This is a genomic window from Bradyrhizobium genomosp. I (2014), from assembly GCF_000261685.1.
Lineage (GTDB): Bacteria > Pseudomonadota > Alphaproteobacteria > Rhizobiales > Xanthobacteraceae > Bradyrhizobium.
In genome coordinates, this window is the sequence record NZ_AJQE01000234.1 from 1 (window position 1) to 23,470 (window position 23,470).

18 protein-coding genes are annotated in these 23,470 nt (G+C 63.3%); all 18 read left to right on the forward strand.

The features are described from left to right. Positions 1-232: 50S ribosomal protein L7/L12 (gene rplL, locus IC50_RS21950; RefSeq protein WP_035709559.1), on the forward strand; the 232-nt coding region annotated here is incomplete at its 5' end. A gap of 517 nt (positions 233-749) precedes the next feature. Then, entirely contained in the window at positions 750-4,874 is a 4,125-nt protein-coding gene (gene rpoB, locus IC50_RS21955) for a DNA-directed RNA polymerase subunit beta (RefSeq protein ID WP_035709561.1), read from the forward strand. Between the two features lie 129 nt (positions 4,875-5,003). Then, positions 5,004-9,200, forward strand: a complete 4,197-nt coding sequence (gene rpoC / locus IC50_RS21960) for a DNA-directed RNA polymerase subunit beta' (RefSeq protein WP_035709563.1) — start codon at positions 5,004-5,006, stop codon at positions 9,198-9,200. Positions 9,201-9,394: 194 nt separating this feature from the next. After that, positions 9,395-11,449 carry an FAD-dependent oxidoreductase gene (locus IC50_RS21965; RefSeq protein WP_035709565.1) on the forward strand — a complete coding sequence of 685 codons (2,055 nt, stop codon included), beginning with the start codon at positions 9,395-9,397 and terminating at the stop codon, positions 11,447-11,449. A gap of 133 nt (positions 11,450-11,582) precedes the next feature. Then, complete coding sequence (locus IC50_RS21970) at positions 11,583-13,577, forward strand: ABC transporter ATP-binding protein (protein ID WP_035709567.1); 1,995 nt, start codon at positions 11,583-11,585, stop codon at positions 13,575-13,577. 852 nt (positions 13,578-14,429) lie between these two features. Further along, complete coding sequence (gene rpsL, locus IC50_RS21975; RefSeq protein WP_007603006.1) at positions 14,430-14,801, forward strand: 30S ribosomal protein S12; 372 nt, start codon at positions 14,430-14,432, stop codon at positions 14,799-14,801. 15 nt (positions 14,802-14,816) lie between these two features. Beyond that, a complete protein-coding gene (rpsG, locus tag IC50_RS21980; RefSeq protein ID WP_035709569.1) occupies positions 14,817-15,287 on the forward strand; it encodes a 30S ribosomal protein S7 in 471 nt (156 codons plus the stop codon). Positions 15,288-15,320: 33 nt separating this feature from the next. After that, positions 15,321-17,393 carry an elongation factor G gene (gene fusA / locus IC50_RS21985; protein ID WP_035709571.1) on the forward strand — a complete coding sequence of 691 codons (2,073 nt, stop codon included), beginning with the start codon at positions 15,321-15,323 and terminating at the stop codon, positions 17,391-17,393. 40 nt (positions 17,394-17,433) lie between these two features. Next, positions 17,434-18,624 (forward strand): elongation factor Tu, encoded by a 1,191-nt coding sequence (tuf, locus tag IC50_RS21990; RefSeq protein WP_025036994.1) that lies wholly within the window; start codon positions 17,434-17,436, stop codon positions 18,622-18,624. An 83-nt stretch (positions 18,625-18,707) separates the two neighbouring features. Then, positions 18,708-19,016, forward strand: a complete 309-nt coding sequence (gene rpsJ / locus IC50_RS21995) for a 30S ribosomal protein S10 (protein ID WP_002712302.1) — start codon at positions 18,708-18,710, stop codon at positions 19,014-19,016. A gap of 98 nt (positions 19,017-19,114) precedes the next feature. Further along, positions 19,115-19,828: a 50S ribosomal protein L3 gene (gene rplC, locus IC50_RS22000; RefSeq protein WP_024342448.1), complete on the forward strand. Its 714-nt coding sequence runs from the start codon at positions 19,115-19,117 to the stop codon at positions 19,826-19,828. Between the two features lies 1 nt (position 19,829). Then, positions 19,830-20,450, forward strand: a complete 621-nt coding sequence (gene rplD / locus IC50_RS22005; protein WP_035709574.1) for a 50S ribosomal protein L4 — start codon at positions 19,830-19,832, stop codon at positions 20,448-20,450. Continuing rightward, positions 20,447-20,749: a 50S ribosomal protein L23 gene (locus tag IC50_RS22010; RefSeq protein ID WP_035709576.1), complete on the forward strand. Its 303-nt coding sequence runs from the start codon at positions 20,447-20,449 to the stop codon at positions 20,747-20,749. The genes rplD and IC50_RS22010 overlap by 4 nt, the downstream gene beginning before the upstream one ends. 12 nt (positions 20,750-20,761) lie before the next feature. Next, positions 20,762-21,595, forward strand: a complete 834-nt coding sequence (gene rplB / locus IC50_RS22015) for a 50S ribosomal protein L2 (RefSeq protein ID WP_025036991.1) — start codon at positions 20,762-20,764, stop codon at positions 21,593-21,595. Positions 21,596-21,607: 12 nt separating this feature from the next. Beyond that, positions 21,608-21,886, forward strand: coding sequence for a 30S ribosomal protein S19 (gene rpsS, locus IC50_RS22020; protein WP_008136357.1), 279 nt, complete (start codon positions 21,608-21,610; stop codon positions 21,884-21,886). Positions 21,887-21,896: 10 nt separating this feature from the next. Continuing rightward, the gene (rplV, locus tag IC50_RS22025) at positions 21,897-22,283 is read left to right on the forward strand and encodes a 50S ribosomal protein L22 (protein WP_008549264.1); all 387 of its coding nucleotides are present in this window, start codon (positions 21,897-21,899) and stop codon (positions 22,281-22,283) included. Positions 22,284-22,300: 17 nt separating this feature from the next. Next, positions 22,301-23,023: a 30S ribosomal protein S3 gene (gene rpsC / locus IC50_RS22030; protein ID WP_028177968.1), complete on the forward strand. Its 723-nt coding sequence runs from the start codon at positions 22,301-22,303 to the stop codon at positions 23,021-23,023. A 31-nt stretch (positions 23,024-23,054) separates the two neighbouring features. After that, positions 23,055-23,468 (forward strand): 50S ribosomal protein L16, encoded by a 414-nt coding sequence (rplP, locus tag IC50_RS22035; protein ID WP_035709578.1) that lies wholly within the window; start codon positions 23,055-23,057, stop codon positions 23,466-23,468. Positions 23,469-23,470: the final 2 nt, after the last annotated feature.

Genomic DNA, 23,470 nt, shown 5'->3' on the forward strand with positions numbered 1-23,470 from the left:
TGCCGCTCCGGCCGAAGAGAAGACCGAGTTCACGGTCGTTCTCGCCAGCGCCGGCGACAAGAAGATCGAGGTCATCAAGGAAGTCCGCGCCATCACCGGTCTCGGCCTGAAGGAAGCAAAGGACCTCGTCGAGGGTGCTCCGAAGCCGCTGAAGGAAGGCGTGAACAAGGAAGAAGCCGACAAGATCAAGGCCCAGCTCGAGAAGGCTGGCGCCAAGGTCGAGCTGAAGTAACGCAAGATACTTCAGCGAAATCCCGGGCTCGCGAAGCGAGACCCGGGATCTCGTCCCAAGATCGTGGATGGCCGGGTCAAGCCCGGCCATGACGATCGGAAAGACAGGGGCCGGATGCAAAAGGCGTGCGACGGAACGTTCCGACGCAGGCCGAACACGAAAAAGTGTGGGGATTTGAGGGTTTGCCCCTCGAATCTGCACTATTGTCGCCCCATATCGGGTCGGCAGCACGAAAGCGCGGTGGGCAGGGATGCCGGATTTCCCTGTAAGCCGTTGGGAGAGCAGGCTATTTCGGGCTTTTGCAGTCCGTGAAGACGATCGTTGTGACGGGCGGGCGCGCTCTTGCGCCCCGCGCGTCGTTTTGCGTTTTGAAGGTCTGAAGAACAGATTCAGGACATTCGCGCCTGAAACTGCGTCTCTGGCCCCCAAGGCGGGTTCGAAAATTCAACCCGGAGAGCGGTGGCAGCCGCGTTCCGGACGGCGCGCCCAGAGCGGGCGACGAAAATGAGAGGCCACGATGGCGCAGCAGACATTCACCGGTCGCAAACGCGTTCGCAAGTTCTTCGGACACATCAAGGAAGTCGCCGAGATGCCGAACCTCATCGAGGTTCAGAAGGCGTCCTATGACCAATTCCTGATGGTCGACGAACCCCAGGGCGGCCGTCTCGACGAGGGTCTGCAGGCGGTGTTCCGCTCGGTGTTTCCGATCTCGGATTTCTCGGGCACCTCGATGCTGGAATTCGTCCGCTACGAGTTCGAGCAGCCGAAATACGACGTCGACGAGTGCCGCCAGCGCGGCATGACCTTCGCCGCGCCCCTCAAGGTGACGCTGCGCCTCATCGTGTTCGATATCGACGAGGAGACCGGCGCCAAGTCGGTGAAGGACATCAAGGAGCAGGACGTCTACATGGGCGACATCCCGCTCATGACGATGAACGGCACCTTCATCGTCAACGGCACCGAGCGCGTCATCGTCTCGCAGATGCACCGGTCGCCCGGCGTGTTCTTCGACCACGACAAGGGCAAGACCCATTCCTCGGGCAAGCTGCTGTTCGCCGCCCGCGTCATCCCGTATCGCGGCTCCTGGCTCGACATCGAGTTCGACGCCAAGGACATCGTCTATGCGCGCATCGACCGTCGCCGCAAGATTCCGGTGACGTCGCTGATGTTCGCCCTCGGCCTCGACGGCGAAGCGATCCTGTCCACGTTCTACAAGAAGATCCTCTACAAGCGGACCAAGGAAGGCTGGCGCGTTCCGTTCGACGCCAACCGTTTCCGCGGCTATTCGACCGTCAACGACCTGATCGACGCCGACACCGGCAAGGTCGTGCTCGAGGCCGGCAAGAAGCTCACCGTTCGTGCCGCCCGCCTTCTCCAGGAGAAGGGGCTGAAGGCGCTGCGCATGGCCGACGAGGAGCTGGTCGGCAACTACGTCGCCGAGGATCTCGTCAACCCGAAGACCGGTGAGATCCACGCCGAGGCCGGTGAGGAAATCACCGACAAGCTGATGAAGGCGCTCAACGAGCAGGGCTACAAGGAACTTCCGCTGCTCGACATCGACCACGTCAATGTCGGCCCCTACATCCGCAACACGCTGTCGGCCGACAAGAACATGACGCGTGAGGATGCGCTGTTCGACATCTACCGTGTGATGCGCCCGGGCGAGCCGCCGACGCTGGAATCGGCGCAGGCGATGTTCCAGTCGCTGTTCTTCGACGCCGAACGCTACGACCTCTCAGCGGTCGGCCGCGTCAAGATGAACATGCGCCTCGACCTCGATGCGCCCGACACCCAGCGTACGCTGCGCAAGGAGGACATCCTCTCCGTCATCAAGACGCTGGTGGATTTGCGCGACGGCAAGGGCGAGATCGACGACATCGACCATCTCGGCAACCGCCGTGTGCGTTCGGTCGGCGAACTCATGGAGAACCAGTATCGCATCGGCCTGTTGCGCATGGAGCGTGCGATCAAGGAGCGCATGTCCTCGGTCGACATCGACACGGTCATGCCGCAGGACCTGATCAACGCCAAGCCGGCGGCTGCCGCCGTGCGCGAGTTCTTCGGCTCCTCGCAGCTCTCGCAGTTCATGGACCAGACCAACCCGCTGTCGGAAATCACCCACAAGCGCCGCCTGTCGGCGCTTGGACCGGGCGGTCTGACCCGCGAGCGCGCCGGCTTCGAGGTGCGCGACGTGCATCCGACGCATTACGGCCGCATCTGCCCGATCGAGACGCCGGAAGGTCCGAACATCGGCCTGATCAACTCGCTCGCGACCTTCGCGCGCGTGAACAAGTACGGCTTCGTCGAGACGCCGTATCGCAAGGTCAAGGACGGCCGCGTCACCGACGAGGTCGTGTACCTGTCGGCGATGGAAGAGGGGCGCTACTCCGTGGCCCAGGCCAACGTGCCGGTCGACGCCAAGGGCCGCTTTACCGAAGACCTGGTGGTCTGCCGCTCGAGCGGGACCCGCGACGTCGTGCCGATGACGCCTGACAAGGTCGACTACATGGACGTGTCGCCGAAGCAGCTCGTTTCGGTCGCCGCGGCGCTGATCCCGTTCCTCGAGAACGACGACGCCAACCGCGCGCTGATGGGCTCGAACATGCAGCGCCAGGCGGTGCCGCTGGTTCGCGCCGAGGCGCCGTTCGTCGGCACCGGCATGGAAGGCGTCGTTGCCCGGGACTCGGGTGCCGCGATCGCGGCGCGCCGCTCGGGCGTGATCGACCAGATCGACGCGACCCGCGTCGTCATCCGCGCCACGGAAGATCTCGATCCGACCAAGTCGGGCGTCGATATCTACCGTCTCATGAAGTACCAGCGCTCCAACCAGTCGACCTGCATCAACCAGCGTCCGCTGGTGAAGGTCGGCGACGTCGTCAAGAAGGGCGACATCATCGCTGACGGTCCGTCGACCGATCTCGGCGAGCTGGCGCTCGGCCGCAACGTACTGGTCGCGTTCATGCCATGGAACGGCTACAACTTCGAAGACTCGATCCTGCTCTCCGAGCGGATCGTGAAGGAAGACGTCTTCACCTCGATCCACATCGAGGAGTTCGAGGTGATGGCCCGCGACACCAAGCTCGGACCCGAGGAAATCACTCGCGACATTCCGAACGTCTCGGAAGAAGCGCTGAAGAACCTCGACGAAGCCGGCATCGTCTACATCGGTGCGGAAGTGCGCGCCGGCGACATCCTGGTCGGCAAGATCACGCCGAAGGGCGAAAGCCCGATGACGCCGGAAGAAAAGCTCCTGCGCGCCATCTTCGGCGAGAAGGCTTCCGACGTTCGCGATACCTCGCTGCGCGTTCCTCCGGGCGTGCAGGGCACGATCGTGGAAGTGCGCGTGTTCAATCGTCATGGCGTCGACAAGGACGAGCGTGCGCTGGCGATCGAGCGGGAAGAGATCGAGCGTCTGGCCAAGGACCGCGACGACGAGCAGGCGATCCTGGACCGCAACGTCTACAACCGTCTCGCCGAGCTCCTCGAGGGGCGGCAGGGCATTGCGGGTCCGAAAGGCTTCAAGAAGGACACCAAGATCACCCGTGCGGTGCTCGAGGAGTACCCGAAGTCGCAGTGGTGGCTGTTCGCCTCGCCGAACGACAAGCTGATGGCCGAGATCGAGGCCATGCGGAAGCAGTACGACGAGTCGAAGAAGGGGCTGGAACAGCGCTTCCTCGACAAGGTCGAGAAGCTTCAGCGCGGTGACGAATTGCCGCCCGGCGTGATGAAGATGGTCAAGGTCTTCGTCGCGGTGAAGCGCAAGATCCAGCCCGGCGACAAGATGGCCGGCCGCCACGGCAACAAGGGCGTGGTGTCGAAGATCGTGCCGATCGAGGACATGCCGTTCCTCGAAGACGGCACGCATGCCGACATCGTGCTCAATCCGCTCGGCGTGCCCTCGCGCATGAACGTCGGACAGATCCTCGAGACCCATCTCGGCTGGGCCTGCGCCGGTCTCGGCAAGCGTATCGGCCAGACGGTCGACGCCTATCTGTCGAAGCAGGACATCAAGCCGCTGAAGGAAACCTTGAAGAAGGTCTACGGCGAGGACGAGACGATCAAGTCGCTCAACGACAACGAGCTGCTCGAACTCGGCCATAACCTCAGCCGCGGCGTGCCGATCGCGACGCCGGTGTTCGACGGCGCCAAGGAAGCCGACATCGAGGAGATGCTGAAGCTCGCCGGTCTCGACGCTTCGGGTCAGTCGACCGTCTACGACGGCCGCACCGGCGATCCGTTCGATCGCAAGGTGACCGTGGGCTACATCTACATGCTCAAGCTGCACCATCTGGTCGACGACAAGATCCATGCGCGTTCGATCGGTCCGTACTCGCTCGTCACCCAGCAGCCGCTGGGCGGCAAGGCGCAGTTCGGCGGCCAGCGCTTCGGCGAAATGGAGGTGTGGGCGCTCGAGGCTTACGGCGCGGCGTACACGCTCCAGGAGATGCTGACGGTGAAGTCGGACGACGTCGCTGGCCGTACCAAGGTGTACGAGGCGATCGTGCGCGGCGACGACACGTTCGAGGCCGGTATTCCGGAATCGTTCAACGTGCTGGTCAAGGAAATGCGCTCGCTCGGCCTCAACGTCGACCTGCACAACTCCAAGATGGGACCGGCGCCGACGTCGGAAGCGGCCGAGTAATTCGACCTGTCATGCCCGGCCCTCACGGCCGGGCATTGGCGCCCCGCCTGAGGCCTTGAGGGCAGGGCGCCCCGCTAAGTGATTTTCGACTTTTGCGGCCGGAGGCGACCGGTACGCGAGGAGAAGACGATGAACCAAGAAATTATGAATCTCTTTAACCCGACGACGCCGGCTCAGGTCTTCGACCAGATCCGGATCTCGATCGCGTCCCCGGAGAAGATTCTGTCCTGGTCCTACGGCGAGATCAAGAAGCCGGAGACCATCAACTACCGTACATTCAAGCCCGAGCGTGACGGCCTGTTCTGCGCCCGCATCTTCGGGCCGATCAAGGACTACGAGTGCTTGTGCGGCAAGTACAAGCGTATGAAGTACAAGGGCATCATCTGCGAGAAGTGCTCGGTCGAGGTCACGCTGTCGCGCGTCCGGCGCGAGCGCATGGGCCATATCGAACTCGCAGCCCCCGTCGCCCACATCTGGTTCCTGAAGTCGCTGCCCTCGCGCATCGGCCTCCTCCTGGACATGACGCTGAAGGATCTCGAGCGGATCCTTTACTTCGAATATTACGTCGTGCTGGAGCCGGGCCTCACCGCGCTGAAGGACCGTCAGCTGCTGTCGGAAGACGAGTATCTGAAGGCGCAGGACGAGTACGGCCAGGATTCCTTCACTGCCATGATCGGCGCCGAAGCGATCCGCGAGCTGCTCAAGGGCATGGACCTCGAGAAGCTCGAGGCCTCGCTGCGTGTCGAGATGCAGGAGACCGACTCCGACATCAAGCACAAGAAGCTCGCCAAGCGCCTGAAGATCGTGGAAGCGTTCCGCCACTCCGGCAACAAGCCGGAATGGATGATCATGACCGTGGTCCCGGTGATCCCGCCGGACCTGCGTCCGCTGGTGCCGCTGGACGGCGGCCGCTTCGCGACCTCGGACCTCAACGACCTCTACCGCCGCGTCATCAACCGCAACAACCGCTTGAAGCGGCTGATGGAGCTGCGCGCGCCGGACATCATCATCCGCAACGAGAAGCGCATGCTTCAGGAGGCCGTCGACGCGCTGTTCGACAACGGCCGCCGCGGCCGCGTCATCACGGGCGCCAACAAGCGCCCGCTGAAGTCGCTCGCCGACATGCTCAAGGGCAAGCAGGGCCGCTTCCGCCAGAACCTGCTCGGCAAGCGCGTCGACTATTCGGGTCGTTCGGTGATCGTGGTCGGTCCCGAGCTGCGCCTGCATCAGTGCGGCCTGCCGAAGAAGATGGCGCTCGAGCTGTTCAAGCCGTTCATCTATTCGCGGCTTGACGCCAAGGGCCTGTCCACCACGGTGAAGCAGGCCAAGAAGCTGGTCGAGAAGGAGCGGCCCGAGGTCTGGGACATCCTGGACGAGGTCATCCGCGAGCATCCGGTGCTGCTCAACCGCGCGCCGACGCTGCATCGCCTCGGCATCCAGGCGTTCGAGCCCGTGCTGATCGAGGGCAAGGCGATCCAGCTTCATCCGCTGGTCTGCTCGGCGTTCAACGCCGACTTCGACGGCGACCAGATGGCCGTGCACGTTCCGCTGTCGCTCGAAGCGCAGCTGGAAGCACGCGTCCTGATGATGTCGACCAACAACATCCTGCATCCGGCGAACGGTCAGCCGATCATCGTGCCGTCGCAGGACATCGTGCTCGGTCTCTACTACGTCTCGATCATGCGTGAAGGCCTGCCCGGCGAGGGCAAGGTGTTCGGCGACATGGCCGAGCTCGAGCACGCCCTGCACGCCAAGGTCATCCACCTCCACACCAAGATCAAGTACCGGTGGGAAGGCATGGACGAGACCGGCAAGGTCTCCAAGCGCTGGATCGAGACCACCGCCGGCCGCGTCATGCTGGGTAATCTGCTGCCGAAGAACCCGCGCATCTCGTACGAGATCATCAACAAGCTGATGACCAAGCGCGAGATCTCGGGCGTGATCGACCAGGTCTATCGTCACTGCGGCCAGAAGGAGACGGTGATCTTCTGCGACCGCATCATGGCGCTCGGCTTCTACAATGCGTTCAAGGCCGGCATCTCGTTCGGCAAGGACGACATGGTCGTGCCGCACGGCAAGTGGAAGATCGTCGACACCACCCGTACGCTGGCGAAGGATTTCGAGCAGCAGTACAACGATGGTCTGATCACCCATGGCGAGAAGTACAACAAGGTCGTCGACGCATGGTCGAAGGCCACGGAAGAAATCGCCAAGGCGATGATGAAGGAGATCTCCGCCACCAAGAAGACGGCGAGCGGAGCCGACGCCGACATCAACTCGATCTACATGATGGCTCACTCCGGTGCCCGCGGTTCGCCGGCCCAGATGCGCCAGCTCGCCGGCATGCGCGGCCTGATGGCCAAGCCGTCGGGTGAGATCATCGAGACGCCGATCATCTCGAACTTCAAGGAAGGCCTCTCGGTTCTCGAGTACTTCAACTCGACTCACGGCGCCCGTAAGGGCCTCGCGGACACCGCGTTGAAGACCGCGAACTCGGGTTACCTGACCCGTCGTCTCGTCGACGTCGCGCAGGACTGCATCATCACGCAGTCGGACTGCGGCACCAAGCTCGGCATCAAGATGCGCGCCATCGTCGATGCCGGCACCGTGGTGGCTTCGCTCGGTTCGCGCATCCTGGGCCGCACGGCCTGTGAAGACATCCGTGACAGCTCCGGCAAGGTAATCATCAAGCGCGATACGCTGATGGAAGAGAGCCATCTGGACGCTATCCAGCAGGGTGGTGTACAGGAGGTGAAGATCCGCTCGGCGCTGACCTGCGAGCTCGTCAACGGCATCTGCGGCAAGTGCTACGGCCGCGATCTCGCCCGCGGCACGCCGGTCAACCACGGCGAAGCGGTCGGCGTCATCGCGGCGCAGTCGATCGGCGAGCCGGGCACCCAGCTCACCATGCGCACCTTCCACATCGGCGGTGCGGCGCAGCTCAACGAGCAGTCGTTCGTCGAAGCCAATTTCGACGGCAAGATCGTGATCAGGAACAAGGCCATCGCCCGCAACAGCGAAGGCCACCTGATCGCGATGGTGCGCAACATGGTGGTGGCGATCGTCGATGCCGACGGCACCGAACGTGCGACGCACCGCGTACAGTATGGCTCGCGCCTGCACGTCGACGAGGGCGACAACGTCAAGCGCGGCCAGCGCATCGTCGAGTGGGATCCCTACACCCGTCCGCTCCTCACCGAAGTCGAAGGTACCATCGGCTTCGAGGATCTGGTCGAGGGGCAGTCGATCTCGGAAACGCTCGACGAGGCCACCGGTATCGCCAAGCGCGTGGTCATCGACTGGCGCTCGACCCGCGGCGGTTCGGACCTGCGTCCGGCCATCGTGGTTAAGGGCAAGGACGGCAAGGTGCTCAAGCTCGCCCGTGGCGGCGATGCCCGCTACATGCTGTCGGTCGACGCCATTCTCTCGGTCGACGTCGGAGCCAAGGTCAATCCGGGCGACATCCTCGCCCGTGTCTCGACCGAAAGCGCCAAGACGCGTGACATCACCGGCGGTCTGCCGCGGGTGGCGGAACTGTTCGAGGCTCGGCGCCCGAAGGATGCGGCGATCATCGCCGAAATCGCGGGCACCATCCGGTTCGGGCGCGACTACAAGAACAAGCGTCGCATCTCGATCGAGCCGATGGACAAGACCGACGAGCCGCGCGAGTACCTGATCCCAAAGGGCAAGCACATCCACCTTCAGGACGGCGACGTCGTCGAAAAGGGCGACTTCATCGTCGAAGGCAACCCGGCGCCGCACGACATCCTTGCGGTCAAGGGCATCGAGGAGCTCGCGGCCTACCTGGTCAACGAAATCCAGGAGGTCTACCGGCTCCAGGGCGTGCTCATCAACGACAAGCACATCGAGGTGATTGTCCGTCAGATGCTCCAGAAGGTGGAAGTCACCGACCAGGGCGACACGGACATGATCTCCGGCGAGCAGGTCGACAAGATCGAGTTCGACGCGCTGAACGAGAAGGCCAAGGAAGAGGGCAAGAAGCCCGCCACGGGAACGCCGGTTCTGCTCGGCATCACCAAGGCGAGCCTCCAGACCCGGTCCTTCTTCTCGGCGGCATCGTTCCAGGAGACCACACGCGTCCTCACCGAAGCGGCGGTCAACGGCAAGGTCGATCCGCTCGAAGGCCTCAAGGAGAACGTCATTGTCGGCCGTCTGATTCCGGCGGGCACCGGCGCCTCCATGGCCAAGATCCGCGAAGTCGCCATGAAGCGCGACAAGCTGATCCTGGACGAGCGCGAGAAGCAGGCGGCCGTCGTGTCGCCCGCGCCGGAAGCAGAGCTTCCTGCGCTGCCGCCTGCGGAATGATCGTTCATCCGTAAGAATACCGAGGACAATGAAAAGGCCGGCTTTTGCCGGCCTTTTTGCTGCTTTCTTTGCTTGCTGCGATGCAGGATCAGCCTTTGTTCATCTTTCCTTCAGCCGCAAAAGCGCTTCTGCTAGGAGAGCCTAGACCGGTGGTCCCGTGATGGGGGGCTGGGCCGGAGGACCACGGAACTCACATGCTAGATCTCGCAATCGTAGGCGGCGGCCCGGGTGGGCTGATGAGCGCCTGGTATCTGAAGCGTAAGCTCGGCGATCTCTGCCGCGTCACCATCTACGAGGCGTCCGACCGGCTCGGCGGCAAGATCGTCACGCGCAAGTTCGATTCCGCGCCCGCGATGTACGAGGCGGGCGTGGCCGAGATCTACGATTACTCGATGACGGGTCCGGATCCGCTGCGCGAGCTGATACAGCATTTCGGCTTGCAGACGATTCCGATGGATGCCGAGCAGGTGCAGTTCGGCGGTGAGCTCCTCGACGACTTGTCGGGCATGCGCCGCAAATACGGCGCCAAGACCGCGGCTGCGATCGAGGCGTTTCGCAAGCGTTGCACCGAGGTGATGTCGCCGATCGAATATTACGAGGGCGTCGGCGCGCACGACAACGAGAACCCCTGGGCCTACAAGACCGCCGAGCAGGTGCTCGACGAGGAGGTCGAGGACGAGACGGCAAAGCGCTTCTTCAAGGTGATGGCGCGCTCGGACATCGCCACCGAGAGCCACAACACCAATGGTCTCAATGCGCTCAAGAACTATCTGATGGATGTCGACGGCTATATCGGCCTCTATTCCATCCAGAACGGCAACGAGCAACTGATCGAGTGCCTGCAGTCGGAGGTCAATGCCGACATCCAGCTCAATCACCGCGTGCTCACCGTCGGCAGGGCGCCGACCGGCCGCTACCAGCTCAAGATGATGAACGGCAAGGGGCCGGAGACGCGCGACTTCGATCTGGTCCTGGTCTGCCTGCCGCATTCCTGGCTCGCCACCCTGGGCTGGGAGGGCGAGCAGCTGCGCAAGTCGATGGTCAAGCACGTTGCGTACTTTGATCGCCCCGCGCACTATTTGCGCGTCTCGATCCTGTTCGACGAGCCGTTCTGGGGCGAGAAGATTCCGGGCGCCTGGTTCATGTCGGAAGCCTTCGGCGGCTGCTGCGTCTACAACGAGGGCGCGCGCCACGACGTCGGCAAGCACGGCGTGCTGAACTGGCTCATTCCCGGCTCCGATGCGCTGGCCTTTGCCAATCTCTCGGACCAGGAGCTGGTCGAGGCCGCCCTGAAGTCGCTGCCGGCCTCGCTCGGCGATGCGCGTGCGCACTTCATGGAAGGCAAGATCCACCGCTGGCTGTCGTCGGTGAACGCGATTCCGGGCGGTCTGCCCGTGCGCGACGTCATGACCAATCACCGGCCCGAGCCGAAGGAGCATCCCGGCATCGTGGTGGTGGGCGACTATCTGTTCGATTCCACGCTGAACGGTCTGCTCGACTCCTCGGATGCGGCGACCGACATCATCCTGACCGAGATGATGCGCCTGCGCCGCGAACGCGCGCAGGAGAGCAAGCCGCTCTCGGACAAGATCGATCGCGATTATTTCGAGAACTATCGCGGTCTCGGCCCTTATCACGAAGCGTGGCGGCACTTCACCGATCCCGACTATCTCACCAGGCTGATCGGCATCGTCTGGGGCAGGACGACGGGCGCCAAGCTGCTGGTCGCGGGCTCCGCCAGCGGCGAACTGGTCGGCGCGCTGCGCGATCGCGGCATCGATGCATGGGGAATCGAGAACAACCGCGCCATCCACGCCAAGACGCCGACAGCGCTGAAGAAGTACAACAAGCTCGGCTCGGTCGCCGACATGCCGTTCAAGGACGGCGCGTTCGATTTCGTGTTCGAGACCAGCCTCTGTCACGTTTCTCCGAAACAGGTGGTCCGCGCGATCAGGGAGCTGAATCGCGTGGTCAAGACCGGCCTCGTTTTCGGCTCGATCACCTCGGACCTCGCGCCGGCATTGATCGACCGCTACGACCTCCTGCGTGGGGTCAAGAAGCTCGGCACCTGGTGGGAATGGTCCGAACTCTTCTTCGGCAATGGCTTCGACCTGTCGATGCACCGCAAGGATTGCACGGATGCACTGTGGGAGGCGACGCTCGCTGCCAACAAGGGGCCGGGGCAGTGGTACGCCGACGCCGACAGCTTGCGCTATTCCTTCTTCGACAAGGTCGAGGACGAGGACTAGCCGCCGACCGCGGATCGAATTCGCCAATTGTTTTGCCGAATTCATCCTGGTCGCATAGAATCGGTGCAATAACGGTTGCCGCTATCTTTTGCATTCTCTGCGGTCATGCCGGCCGTCAGCATCGGTTGGTTTCATGGCATCCAGGCCTCTTTCTCCCGACAAACAGAAACTCGCCCCGGACGAGGCGGTCGAGCTCGACGACAGGCTCGCTTCCGCTGCCAAGCCGGACCTCGAAGACGACGAGGACGACGACGAGGACGAGCTGGAGCTCGATGAGGACGACGAGGACGAGGACCTCGTCGTCTTTACCGCGCGCGAAGCCGCCGGCGCGCTCGCGACCATCGTCGGATTCGTCAAACCCTATCTGACGAACTACAAGCGGATGCTGTCATTCGTGGCGTTCGGCGTCGTGGTCGAGACGTTGTTCAACGTTATCATGCCGCTCAGCCTCAAGTTCCTGATCGACGACGCGCTGGGCGAGGAGGATTTCCTGGCACTGTACAAGATCCTCGGCGTGCTCGCGGTCGCCGGCATCTTCACCTCGATCGTGGCGGTCTGGTACGAACGCTGGGACGCGCGGCTTGCCGCCTGCATCATCTCCGATGTCCGCAAGCGGCTGTTCGAGCACGTCCAGGACCTGCCGGCGGCTTATTTCGGCCGCACCAGGCGCGGCGAGATCCTGTCGCGCTTCTCGGTCGATCTCTCGGCCTTTGAGGGCTCGGTCAAGACGTTTGCGAACAGTGCCGCGCTGCCGTTCCTGGAGCTGATCGCCGGCATCATCCTGATGGTGTTCCTGAACTGGCAGCTCGCCGTGGTCGCGCTGCTGGTGTTCCCGATCACGCTGATCGGCCCGCGGATCCTGACGCCCAAGGCGGTGCAGGCCAATTACGAGCAGAAGCTCAACGAGTCGGCGCTGCTCGGCATGGTGCAGGAGAACGTGGCGGCCCAGGCTGTGATCAAGGCGTTCAGCCTGCAGCGCAAGATGTTCGGCTTCTTCACCTTGCGCAACGACGAGACCCGCAACAAGATCGCCTCGGCCGCGTTCCTCTCGACCATGGTGGAGCGGACGGTCACCATCTCGGTGCTCCTCCTGCACCTCGTGGTGCTTGCGATCGGCGCGTATCTCGCGACCAAGGGCCAGATCACCATCGGCACCTTCGTCACCTTCGAGAGCGCGTTCTGGGAGGTCTCCTACAACATCGCCCATGTGATGCATTTCATCCCGGTGTCGATCTCCTCTGCCGCCGCGATCCGTCACATCCAGGAGCTGCTCGACGAGCCGAGCCGCGGTGCCGATCGTCCCGGCGCGCCCGATCTGCCGCGCATCACCAACAACATCACTTTCGATCATGTCACCTTCCAGTACGAGGGCAGTCAGACGCCGGTGCTGGACAATCTCAGCCTCAAGCTCAATGCCGGCAAGCGCATCGCGATCGTCGGCCCGAGCGGCTCCGGCAAGAGCACGCTGCTTAATCTGATCCTGCGGCTCTACGTGCCCGACGAGGGCCGCGTCACCATCGACGGCGTCGACGTCCGCAAGGTGACGCTGGATTCGCTGCGCCGAAGCATGGCGGTGGTGTTCCAGGAGAACATGCTGTTCAACATGTCGATCCGCGAGAACATCCGCCTGGGCAAGGAAGGGGCGACCGACGAGGAGGTGGAGGAGGCGGCCAAGAAGGCCGAGATCCACCGCTACATCATGAGCCTGCCACAGCGATACGACACCCCCGTCGGCGAGCGCGGAGACACGCTGTCGGGCGGGCAGCGCCAGCGCATCGCGATCGCGCGCGCAATCATCCGCAACCCTTCCGTGCTGCTGCTGGACGAAGCCACCTCGGCGCTCGACCAGACCACGGAAGCCGCGATCAACCGCACGCTGCTCAAGATCGCCAGGGGCCGCACCATGATCTGGTCGACCCACCGCCTGACCTCGGTGGTCGAGATGGACGAGATCATCGTGATTTCAGGGGGCAGGGCCATCGAGCGCGGCTCCCATGCCGAGCTGCTCGCCAAGGACGGCACCTACCGAAAGCTATGGAATGACCAGATCCACCAGTCGCTTGGCGCGTCGGGTCGCGCCGACGACAGCGACGATGACGATCCCGATGATGAGGAGGACGAGGAGTAACCGGACAGGGCGTTCAGCTCCGGCTCGGTGATTCCCGGATGCAAATCGTGTGTCCGGCGCAGGGCGGCTGATTTTTTGTCTCCTTTGGTTTGGCCGCATCGGCCAACTGCCAATTGATCAGTGCCGCCGGAGGTCGCTGGCATGACCGGCGTCGCGGCAGGCGATTGAGCTGCAAGCCCCGCCGCGGAACGCCGGATTTGTGCGCGGGCAGGAAAAATGCCCCGGCTTGGTAATAAAACTATATTTAATCCGGGTATAATTTCGTGGGAACTGACCCAACAGGCGCTTCGTTCCCCTATCGGGGCGGGCGTGGTGAGGGCGCCGAAGAGACCATTTCTGCAGGCGCGGGAAGCGCCTTGTGACTGTCGTTTCGCCTTGACTAGACCGATTCTCGCTTATAGAAAGCGCCTCACTTAACGACAGGCGGTGAGCATCGCCAGCGTCGGAACGGGCCACCCGTTGATCCCCGAGGACTAGATTCACAAGGGATCGCTCAAGGCGGGCACCAACCTCGACGAATGCCGCTCAAACGCTGTCGATCATAGCTAGGCAATGCCAGTGCGACTTTAGTTCTCTCGAGCAAGTTCTCTTGAGATTGAATTCGGATGCATGACCTCGGTGAGCGGGCCGCGGCTTTTACGCTGACGGCTCAATACTGCGGTCCTCTGTGGCGTCGAAGCGCTTTCCGCTCGTTGATGGGGCGGTTGGCGCAATTTCGCTTTGCGCGGATTGTTCCGGGTGAGGCGGCCTCGTCGGGCGGGTGGCTCGAAAGAAATTTGCGGTCCCGGCAACGGGCCGCGGCAAGATAGCGGACCCGGAAGGGGCCGCGGCAGAACAAAGGGTAAGGCCAGGATGCCGACGATCAACCAGCTGATCGCTCAACCGCGTGAAGTGCAGAAGTCGCGCAAGAAGGTGCCGGCGCTGCAGCAGTCGCCGCAGAAGCGTGGTGTTTGCACCCGCGTCTACACCACGACCCCGAAGAAGCCGAACTCGGCGCTTCGTAAGGTCGCCAAGGTGCGTCTGACCAATGGCTTCGAGGTGATCGGCTACATCCCCGGCGAGGGCCATAACCTCCAGGAGCACTCGGTGGTCATGATCCGCGGCGGCCGCGTCAAGGACTTGCCCGGCGTGCGCTATCACATCCTCCGCGGCGTTCTGGATACCCAGGGCGTCAAGAACCGTAAGCAGCGTCGTTCGAAGTACGGCGCCAAGCGTCCGAAGTAAGCGGGAACCTCGTCCATGTCTCGTCGCCATTCTGCTGAAAAGCGTGAAGTCCTTCCCGATCCGAAGTTCGGGAACATCATCGTCACGAAGTTCATGAACTCGGTGATGTATGCCGGCAAGAAGTCGGTTGCCGAAGGCATCGTCTACGGTGCGTTCGGAATCATCGAAACCAAGACCAAGCAGAACCCGCTCGGCGTGTTCGAGCAGGCGCTCGAGAATGTCATGCCGACCATCGAGGTGCGTTCCCGCCGCGTCGGCGGCGCGACCTACCAGGTTCCGGTCGAGGTTCGTTCGACCCGCCGGCAGGCCCTGGGCATCCGCTGGCTGATCGCGGCTGCGCGCGAGCGCAACGAGAAGACGATGACCGAGCGGCTCTCGGCGGAGCTCCTGGACGCATCGAATAACCGGGGCAACGCCGTCAAGAAGCGCGAAGACGTGCACCGTATGGCGGAAGCCAACCGCGCCTTCTCGCACTACCGCTGGTAACGGCGACACACTCGGACTCGCAAGGAACGACCCATGCCCCGCCAACATGCCATCGAGGACTACCGTAACTTCGGTATCATGGCGCATATCGACGCCGGCAAGACCACGACGACCGAGCGCATCCTCTATTACACCGGCAAGAGCCACAAGATCGGCGAAGTGCACGAAGGTGCCGCGACGATGGACTGGATGGAGCAGGAGCAGGAGCGTGGCATCACGATCACCTCGGCTGCGACCACCGCGTTCTGGAACGGCAAGCGCCTGAACATCATCGACACGCCCGGCCACGTCGACTTCACCATCGAGGTCGAGCGTTCGCTGCGCGTGCTCGACGGTGCGGTCTGCGTTCTCGACTCCAACCAGGGCGTCGAGCCCCAGACCGAGACCGTCTGGCGCCAGGGCGACAAGTACAAGGTTCCGCGCATCGTCTTCGCCAACAAGATGGACAAGATCGGCGCGGACTTCTTCAAGTGCCTCGCCGACATCGTCGACCGTCTGGGTGCCAAGCCCGTCGCGATCCAGCTGCCGATCGGTGCCGAGAACAACTTCAAGGGTCTCGTCGACCTCGTGAAGATGAAGGGCGTCGTCTGGAACGATGAAGCGCTCGGCGCCAAGTTCGACTATGTCGACATTCCGGAAGATCTCGTCGAGCAGGCCAAGGAGTACCGCGAGAAGATGGTGGAAGCCGCCGTCGAGCTCGACGACGACGCCATGGCCGCTTATCTCGACGGCAAGGAGCCGGACGAAGCGACCCTGAAGCGCCTGATCCGCAAGGCGGTGCTGACCGGGGCGTTCTACCCCGTGCTGTGCGGCTCTGCCTTCAAGAACAAGGGCGTGCAGCCGCTGCTCGACGCCGTCGTGGATTATCTGCCGTCGCCGCTCGACGTGCCCGCGATCAAGGGCACCGACGACAAGGGCAACGAAGTCGTGCGCAAGGCGGACGACAAGGAGCCCTTGGCGCTGCTCGCGTTCAAGATCATGGACGACCCGTTCGTCGGCACCATCACTTTCTGCCGCATCTACTCCGGTATCCTGCAGAGCGGCACCGGCGTCGTGAACTCGACCCGCGAGAAGAAGGAGCGGATCGGGCGCATGCTGTTGATGCATGCGAACAACCGCGAGGACATCAAGGAAGCCTATGCCGGCGACATCGTCGCGCTGGCCGGCCTGAAGGAAGCGCGCACCGGTGATACGCTGTGCGATCCCGACAAGCAGGTGATCCTGGAGAAGATGGAATTCCCCGAGCCGGTCATCGAGATCGCGATCGAGCCGAAGTCCAAGGCCGACCAGGAGAAGCTGGGCGTGGCGCTGGCCAAGCTGGCCGCGGAGGATCCATCGTTCCGCGTGTCGACCGACCACGAGTCCGGCCAGACCATCCTCAAGGGCATGGGCGAACTCCATCTCGACATCAAGGTCGACATCCTCAAGCGTACCTACAAGGTCGACGCCAACATCGGCGCGCCGCAGGTGGCCTTCCGTGAGCGCGTCACCAAGCGGGTGGAGCACAGCTACACCCACAAGAAGCAGACCGGCGGTACCGGCCAGTTCGCGGCCGTGTCGTTCATCGTCGAGCCGAACGAGCCCGGCAAGGGCTACGAGTTCGAGTCGAAGATCGTCGGCGGCGCGGTGCCGAAGGAATACATTCCCGGCGTCGAGAAGGGCCTGGAAAGCGTGCTGTCGTCCGGCGTGGTCGCGGGCTTCCCCGTGGTCGACGTCAAGGTGCAGCTCGTCGACGGCAAGTATCACGACGTCGACTCGTCGGCGCTCGCCTTCGAAATCGCCTCGCGCGCCTGCTTCCGCGAGGCGCTGCAGATGGGCAAGTCCGTCCTGCTCGAGCCGATCATGAAGGTCGAAGTGGTGACCCCGGAAGACTACACCGGCTCGGTCATCGGCGACCTGAATTCCCGGCGCGGTCAGATCCAGGGGCAGGACATGCGCGGCAACGCCAACGTCATCAATGCGATGGTGCCGCTCATGAACATGTTCGGTTACGTGAACAACCTGCGCTCGATGAGCCAGGGTCGCGCGACCTTCACCATGCAGTTCGACCACTACGCAGAAGCGCCGGCCAACGTGTCGGCAGAAGTCCAGAAGAAGTTTGCCTGATTGTCGTCGGTTGAAAGCTGACGATTGAACGGAGAGTCAAATGGCCAAAGCAAAGTTTGAACGTACCAAGCCGCACTGCAACATCGGCACCATCGGTCACGTCGACCATGGCAAGACGTCGCTGACCGCTGCGATCACCAAGGTTCTCGCCGAAGCCGGCGGTGCGACGTTCACCGCGTACGACCAGATCGACAAGGCGCCGGAAGAGAAGGCGCGCGGCATCACCATCTCGACCGCGCACGTCGAGTACGAGACGCCGAACCGCCACTACGCCCACGTCGACTGCCCCGGCCACGCCGACTACGTGAAGAACATGATCACCGGCGCCGCCCAGATGGACGGTGCGATCCTGGTCGTGTCGGCCGCTGACGGCCCGATGCCGCAGACCCGCGAGCACATCCTGCTCGCCCGCCAGGTCGGCGTGCCCGCGCTGGTCGTGTTCCTCAACAAGTGCGACATGGTCGACGATCCGGAGCTGCTCGAGCTCGTCGAGCTCGAAGTCCGCGAACTGCTCTCGAAGTACGAATTCCCCGGCGACAAGATTCCGATCATCAAGGGTTCGGCGCTCGCCGCTCTGGAAGACTCCGACAAGAAGCTCGGCCACGACGCCATTCTCGAGCTGATGAAGAACGTCGACGAGTACATCCCGCAGCCGGAGCGTCCGATCGACCAGCCGTTCCTGATGCCGGTTGAAGACGTGTTCTCGATCTCGGGCCGCGGCACCGTCGTGACCGGCCGTGTCGAGCGCGGCGTCGTCAAGGTCGGCGAGGAAATCGAGATCGTCGGTCTGCGTGCGACCCAGAAGACCACCGTCACCGGCGTCGAGATGTTCCGCAAGCTGCTCGATCAGGGCCAGGCCGGCGACAACATCGGCGCGCTGCTCCGCGGCACCAAGCGTGAGGACGTCGAGCGCGGCCAGGTTCTGGCCAAGCCCGGTTCGGTCAAGCCGCACACCAAGTTCAAGGCCGAGGCCTACATCCTCACCAAGGAAGAGGGCGGTCGCCACACCCCGTTCTTCACCAACTACCGTCCGCAGTTCTACTTCCGCACCACCGACGTGACCGGTGTCGTGCACCTGCCGGAAGGCACCGAGATGGTGATGCCGGGCGACAACATCGCGATGGAAGTGCACCTGATCGTGCCGATCGCAATGGAAGAAAAGCTCCGCTTCGCGATCCGCGAAGGTGGCCGCACCGTCGGCGCCGGCGTCGTCGCCTCGATCATCGAGTAACAAGCGAATAGGGAATGGTGAGTGGCGAATAGGGGATTCTATTCGCTACTCGCTACTCGCCACTCACTAAAGAAAGCACGGCAATGAACGGCCAAAACATTCGTATCCGTCTCAAGGCGTTCGACCATCGTATCCTCGATACGTCGACGCGCGAGATCGTGAACACGGCGAAGCGCACCGGCGCGCAGGTCCGCGGACCCATTCCGCTGCCCACCCGCATCGAGAAGTTCACCGTCAACCGTTCGCCGCACGTCGACAAGAAGAGCCGCGAACAGTTCGAGATGCGCACCCACAAGCGCCTGCTCGACATCGTCGATCCGACCCCGCAGACCGTCGATGCTTTGATGAAGCTCGACCTGGCCGCCGGTGTCGACGTCGAGATCAAGCTCTGAGCAAGACCCCGAAAAGTGGGCACCGGTTTTCGGACCGGGTCTTGCTCACAACGAAGATTAGCTAGTCCGCAAGGACAGAAAGAACAGGAAGCAAGCCGATGCGCTCCGGAGTGATCGCACAAAAGGTCGGGATGACGCGGGTCTTCACGGAGGCCGGCGAACATATTCCCGTGACCGTGCTGAAGCTCGGCAATTGCCAGGTCGTAGGCCACCGCACCGAAGAGAAGAACGGTTATGTCGCGCTCCAGCTCGGTTCTGGCAGCCGCAAGACCGTTTACATGCCCAAGGCCGAGCGCGGCCAGTTCGCGGTCGCCAAGGTCGAGCCGAAGCGCCGGGTCGAGGAATTCCGCGTCAGCGCGGATGCGATGATCCCGGTCGGCGCCGAGATCCAGGCCGATCACTTCGTCGTCGGTCAGTTCGTCGACGTCACCGGCACCTCGGTCGGTAAGGGCTTCGCCGGCGGCATGAAGCGCTGGAACTTCGGCGGTCTGCGCGCCACGCACGGTGTGTCGATCTCGCACCGCTCGATCGGTTCGACCGGTGGCCGTCAGGATCCCGGCAAGACCTGGAAGAACAAGAAGATGCCCGGCCACATGGGTGTCGATCGCATAACCACGCTCAACCTTCGCGTCGTCCAGACCGATGTCGAGCGCGGCCTGATCCTCGTCGAAGGCGCCGTTCCCGGCTCCAAGGGCGGCTGGATCCGCGTGCGCGACGCCGTCAAGAAGCCGCTGCCGAAGGAAGCTCCGAAGCCGGGCAAGTTCAAGGTTGCTGGCGACGCGGAAGCCGCTCCGGCTGCGCAGGAGGCGTGAGATGGAATTGAAGGTCACTACCCTCGAAGGCAAGGAAGCGGGCTCGGTCCAGCTCTCCGACGCCATTTTCGGCCTCGAGCCGCGCGAAGACATCATCGCGCGCTGCGTGCAGTGGCAGCTCAATAAGCGCCAGGCCGGCACGCACAAGGCCAAGGGCCGCGCCGAGATCTGGCGCACCGGCAAGAAGATGTACAAGCAGAAGGGCACCGGCGGTGCTCGTCACGGCTCGGCTCGCGTGCCGCAGTTCCGCGGCGGCGGTCGCGCCTTCGGTCCGGTGGTGCGTTCGCACGCCACCGACCTGCCGAAGAAGGTTCGCGCGCTGGCGCTCAAGCATGCGCTCTCGGCCAAGGCCAAGGACGGCGATCTCGTCGTGATCGACAAGGCCGCGCTCGAGACCGCCAAGACCAAGGCGCTGCTGGGTCACTTCTCGGGCCTCGGGCTCACCAACGCGCTGATCATCGACGGCGCCGAGCTCAACAACGGTTTTGCCGCTGCGGCCCGCAACATCCCGAACATGGACGTGCTGCCGATTCAGGGCATCAACGTCTATGACATCCTGCGCCGTCAGAAGCTCGTTCTGACCAAGGCCGCCATCGATGCGCTGGAGGCGCGCTTCAAATGACGAAGAACATCGAGCCTCGCCACTACGACGTGATCCTGTCGCCGGTCGTGACCGAAAAGGCGACGATCGCCTCGGAGCACAACAAGGTGCTGTTCAAGGTGGCCGCGAAGGCGACCAAGCCGCAGATCAAGGAAGCGGTCGAGAAGCTGTTCGACGTCAAGGTCAAGAGCGTCAACACGCTGGTCCGCAAGGGCAAGACCAAGGTCTTCCGCGGCAATCTCGGCTCGCAGTCGAACTCCAAGCGCGCGATCGTGACCCTCGAAGAGGGCCACCGGATCGACGTGACCACCGGTCTGTAAGGTCGTACGACGATGGCACTGAAGACATTCAATCCCACGACGCCGGGCCAGCGCCAGCTGGTCATGGTCGATCGTTCGGCCCTGTACAAGGGCAAGCCGGTCAAGGCGCTCACCGAGGGCAAGAAGTCCTCGGGCGGCCGTAACAACACCGGTCGCATCACGGTGCGTTTCCGCGGCGGCGGTCACAAGCAGACGCTGCGTACGGTCGATTTCAAGCGCGAGAAGGTCGACGTTCCCGCGACCGTCGAGCGGCTCGAGTATGATCCGAACCGCACCGGGTTCATCGCGCTGATCAAGTATCAGGACGGCGAGCAGGCCTACATCCTGGCGCCGCAGCGCCTGGCCGTGGGCGACACGATCATCGCCGGCAACTATGTCGACGTGAAGCCGGGCAACGTCATGCCGCTCGGCAACATGCCGGTCGGCACGATCATCCACAACATCGAGGTCAAGATCGGGAAGGGCGGCCAGCTCGCGCGTTCCGCGGGCACCTATGCCCAGCTCGTCGGTCGCGACCAGGACTACGTCATCATCCGCCTGAACTCGGGCGAGCAGCGCCTGGTGCACGGCCGTTGCCGCGGCACGATCGGCGCGGTGTCGAACCCGGATCACATGAACACCTCGATCGGCAAGGCCGGTCGCAAGCGTTGGATGGGCCGTCGCCCGCACAACCGCGGTGTCGCGATGAACCCGATCGACCATCCGCACGGCGGTGGTGAAGGTCGCACCTCCGGCGGCCGCCACCCGGTCACCCCGTGGGGCAAGCCGACCAAGGGCAAGAAGACCCGCACCAACAAGTCGACCAACAAATTCATTCTCCTAAGCCGCCACAAGCGGAAGAAGTAAGGAACGCCGGACATGGTTCGTTCAGTCTGGAAAGGCCCGTTCGTCGAGGGTTCTCTGCTCAAGAAGGCAGATGCCGCGCGCGCGTCCGGCCGTCACGACGTCATCAAGATCTGGAGCCGTCGCTCGACGATCCTGCCGCAGTTCGTCGGCCTGACCTTCGGCGTCTACAACGGTCAGAAGCACGTGCCGGTGGCCGTCAACGAGGAAATGGTCGGTCACAAGTTCGGCGAGTTCTCGCCGACCCGGACCTTCCATGGCCACTCGGGCGACAAGAAAGCCAAGAAGGCTTGAGGATTAAACGATGAGCAAACCTAAGCGCGAACGGAGCCTCGCCGACAACGAGGCCAAGGCGGTCGCCCGGATGCTGCGGGTGAGCCCGCAGAAGCTCAACCTGGTCGCCCAGCTCATTCGCGGCCGGAAGGCGTCTGCCGCGCTCGCCGACCTGCAGTTTTCGCGCAAGCGGATCGCGGTCGACGTGAAGAAGTGCCTGGAGTCGGCTATCGCCAACGCCGAGAACAACCACGACCTCGACGTCGACGATCTCGTCGTGGCGCAGGCTTTCGTCGGCAACGGCCTCGTGATGAAGCGCTTTGCCGCTCGCGGCCGCGGCCGCTCGGGCCGCGTCTACAAACCATTTTCGCAGCTGACGATCATCGTTCGTCAGGTCGAAGCTGAAGCCGCCGCTTAAGGGCGCAGGAGAACACGATGGGTCAAAAGATCAATCCGATCGGTCTGCGCCTCGGCATCAACCGGACCTGGGATTCCCGCTGGTTCGCCGGCAAGCAGGAATACGGCAAGCTGCTGCACGAGGACGTCAAGATCCGCGAGATCCTGCACAAGGAGCTCAAGCAGGCGGCCGTCGCCCGCATCGTGATCGAGCGTCCGCACAAGAAGTGCCGCGTCACCATCCACTCGGCCCGTCCGGGCGTGGTGATCGGCAAGAAGGGTGCGGACATCGACAAGCTGCGCAAGAAGGTCGCGGACATCACCTCGTCCGACGTCGTCATCAACATCGTCGAGATCCGCAAGCCGGAGCTCGATGCGACACTGGTGGCCGAGTCGATCGCGCAGCAGCTCGAGCGCCGCGTGGCGTTCCGCCGTGCCATGAAGCGCGCCGTGCAGTCGGCGATGCGCCTCGGCGCGGAAGGCATCCGCATCAACTGCTCGGGACGTCTCGGCGGTGCTGAAATCGCGCGCATGGAGTGGTACCGCGAAGGTCGCGTGCCGCTGCACACGCTGCGTGCCGACATCGACTACGGCGTTGCGACCGCGTTCACGACCTTCGGCACCTGCGGCGTCAAGGTCTGGATCTTCAAGGGTGAGATCCTCGAGCACGATCCGATGGCCCAGGACAAGAGAATGGCCGAAGGCGAGACGGGTGGCAGTGGTGACCGTGGCCGACAGCGCCGCGACACGGCTGCAGCCTAAAAGCCGCACAGGAATTTGAGGGCTTAAAGCCATGATGCAACCTAAGAAAACGAAGTTCCGGAAGGCGCATAAGGGCCGCATCCACGGCGTTGCGTCTTCGGGCGCGACGTTGGCGTTCGGCCAGTTCGGCCTGAAGGCGACCGAGCCTGAGCGCGTCACCGCGCGCCAGATCGAAGCCGCTCGTCGCGCGCTGACCCGTCACATGAAGCGCGCCGGCCGCGTCTGGATCCGTGTGTTCCCCGACGTTCCGGTGTCCAAGAAGCCGGCCGAAGTCCGCATGGGCTCCGGCAAGGGTTCGCCGGAATTGTGGGTTGCACGGGTCAAGCCGGGCCGGGTGCTGTTCGAGATCGATGGCGTCAACACCCAGATCGCGCGTGAGGCGCTGACCCTGGCGGCGGCCAAGCTGCCGATCAAGACGCGCTTCGTCGAGCGCATTGCGGAGTAATG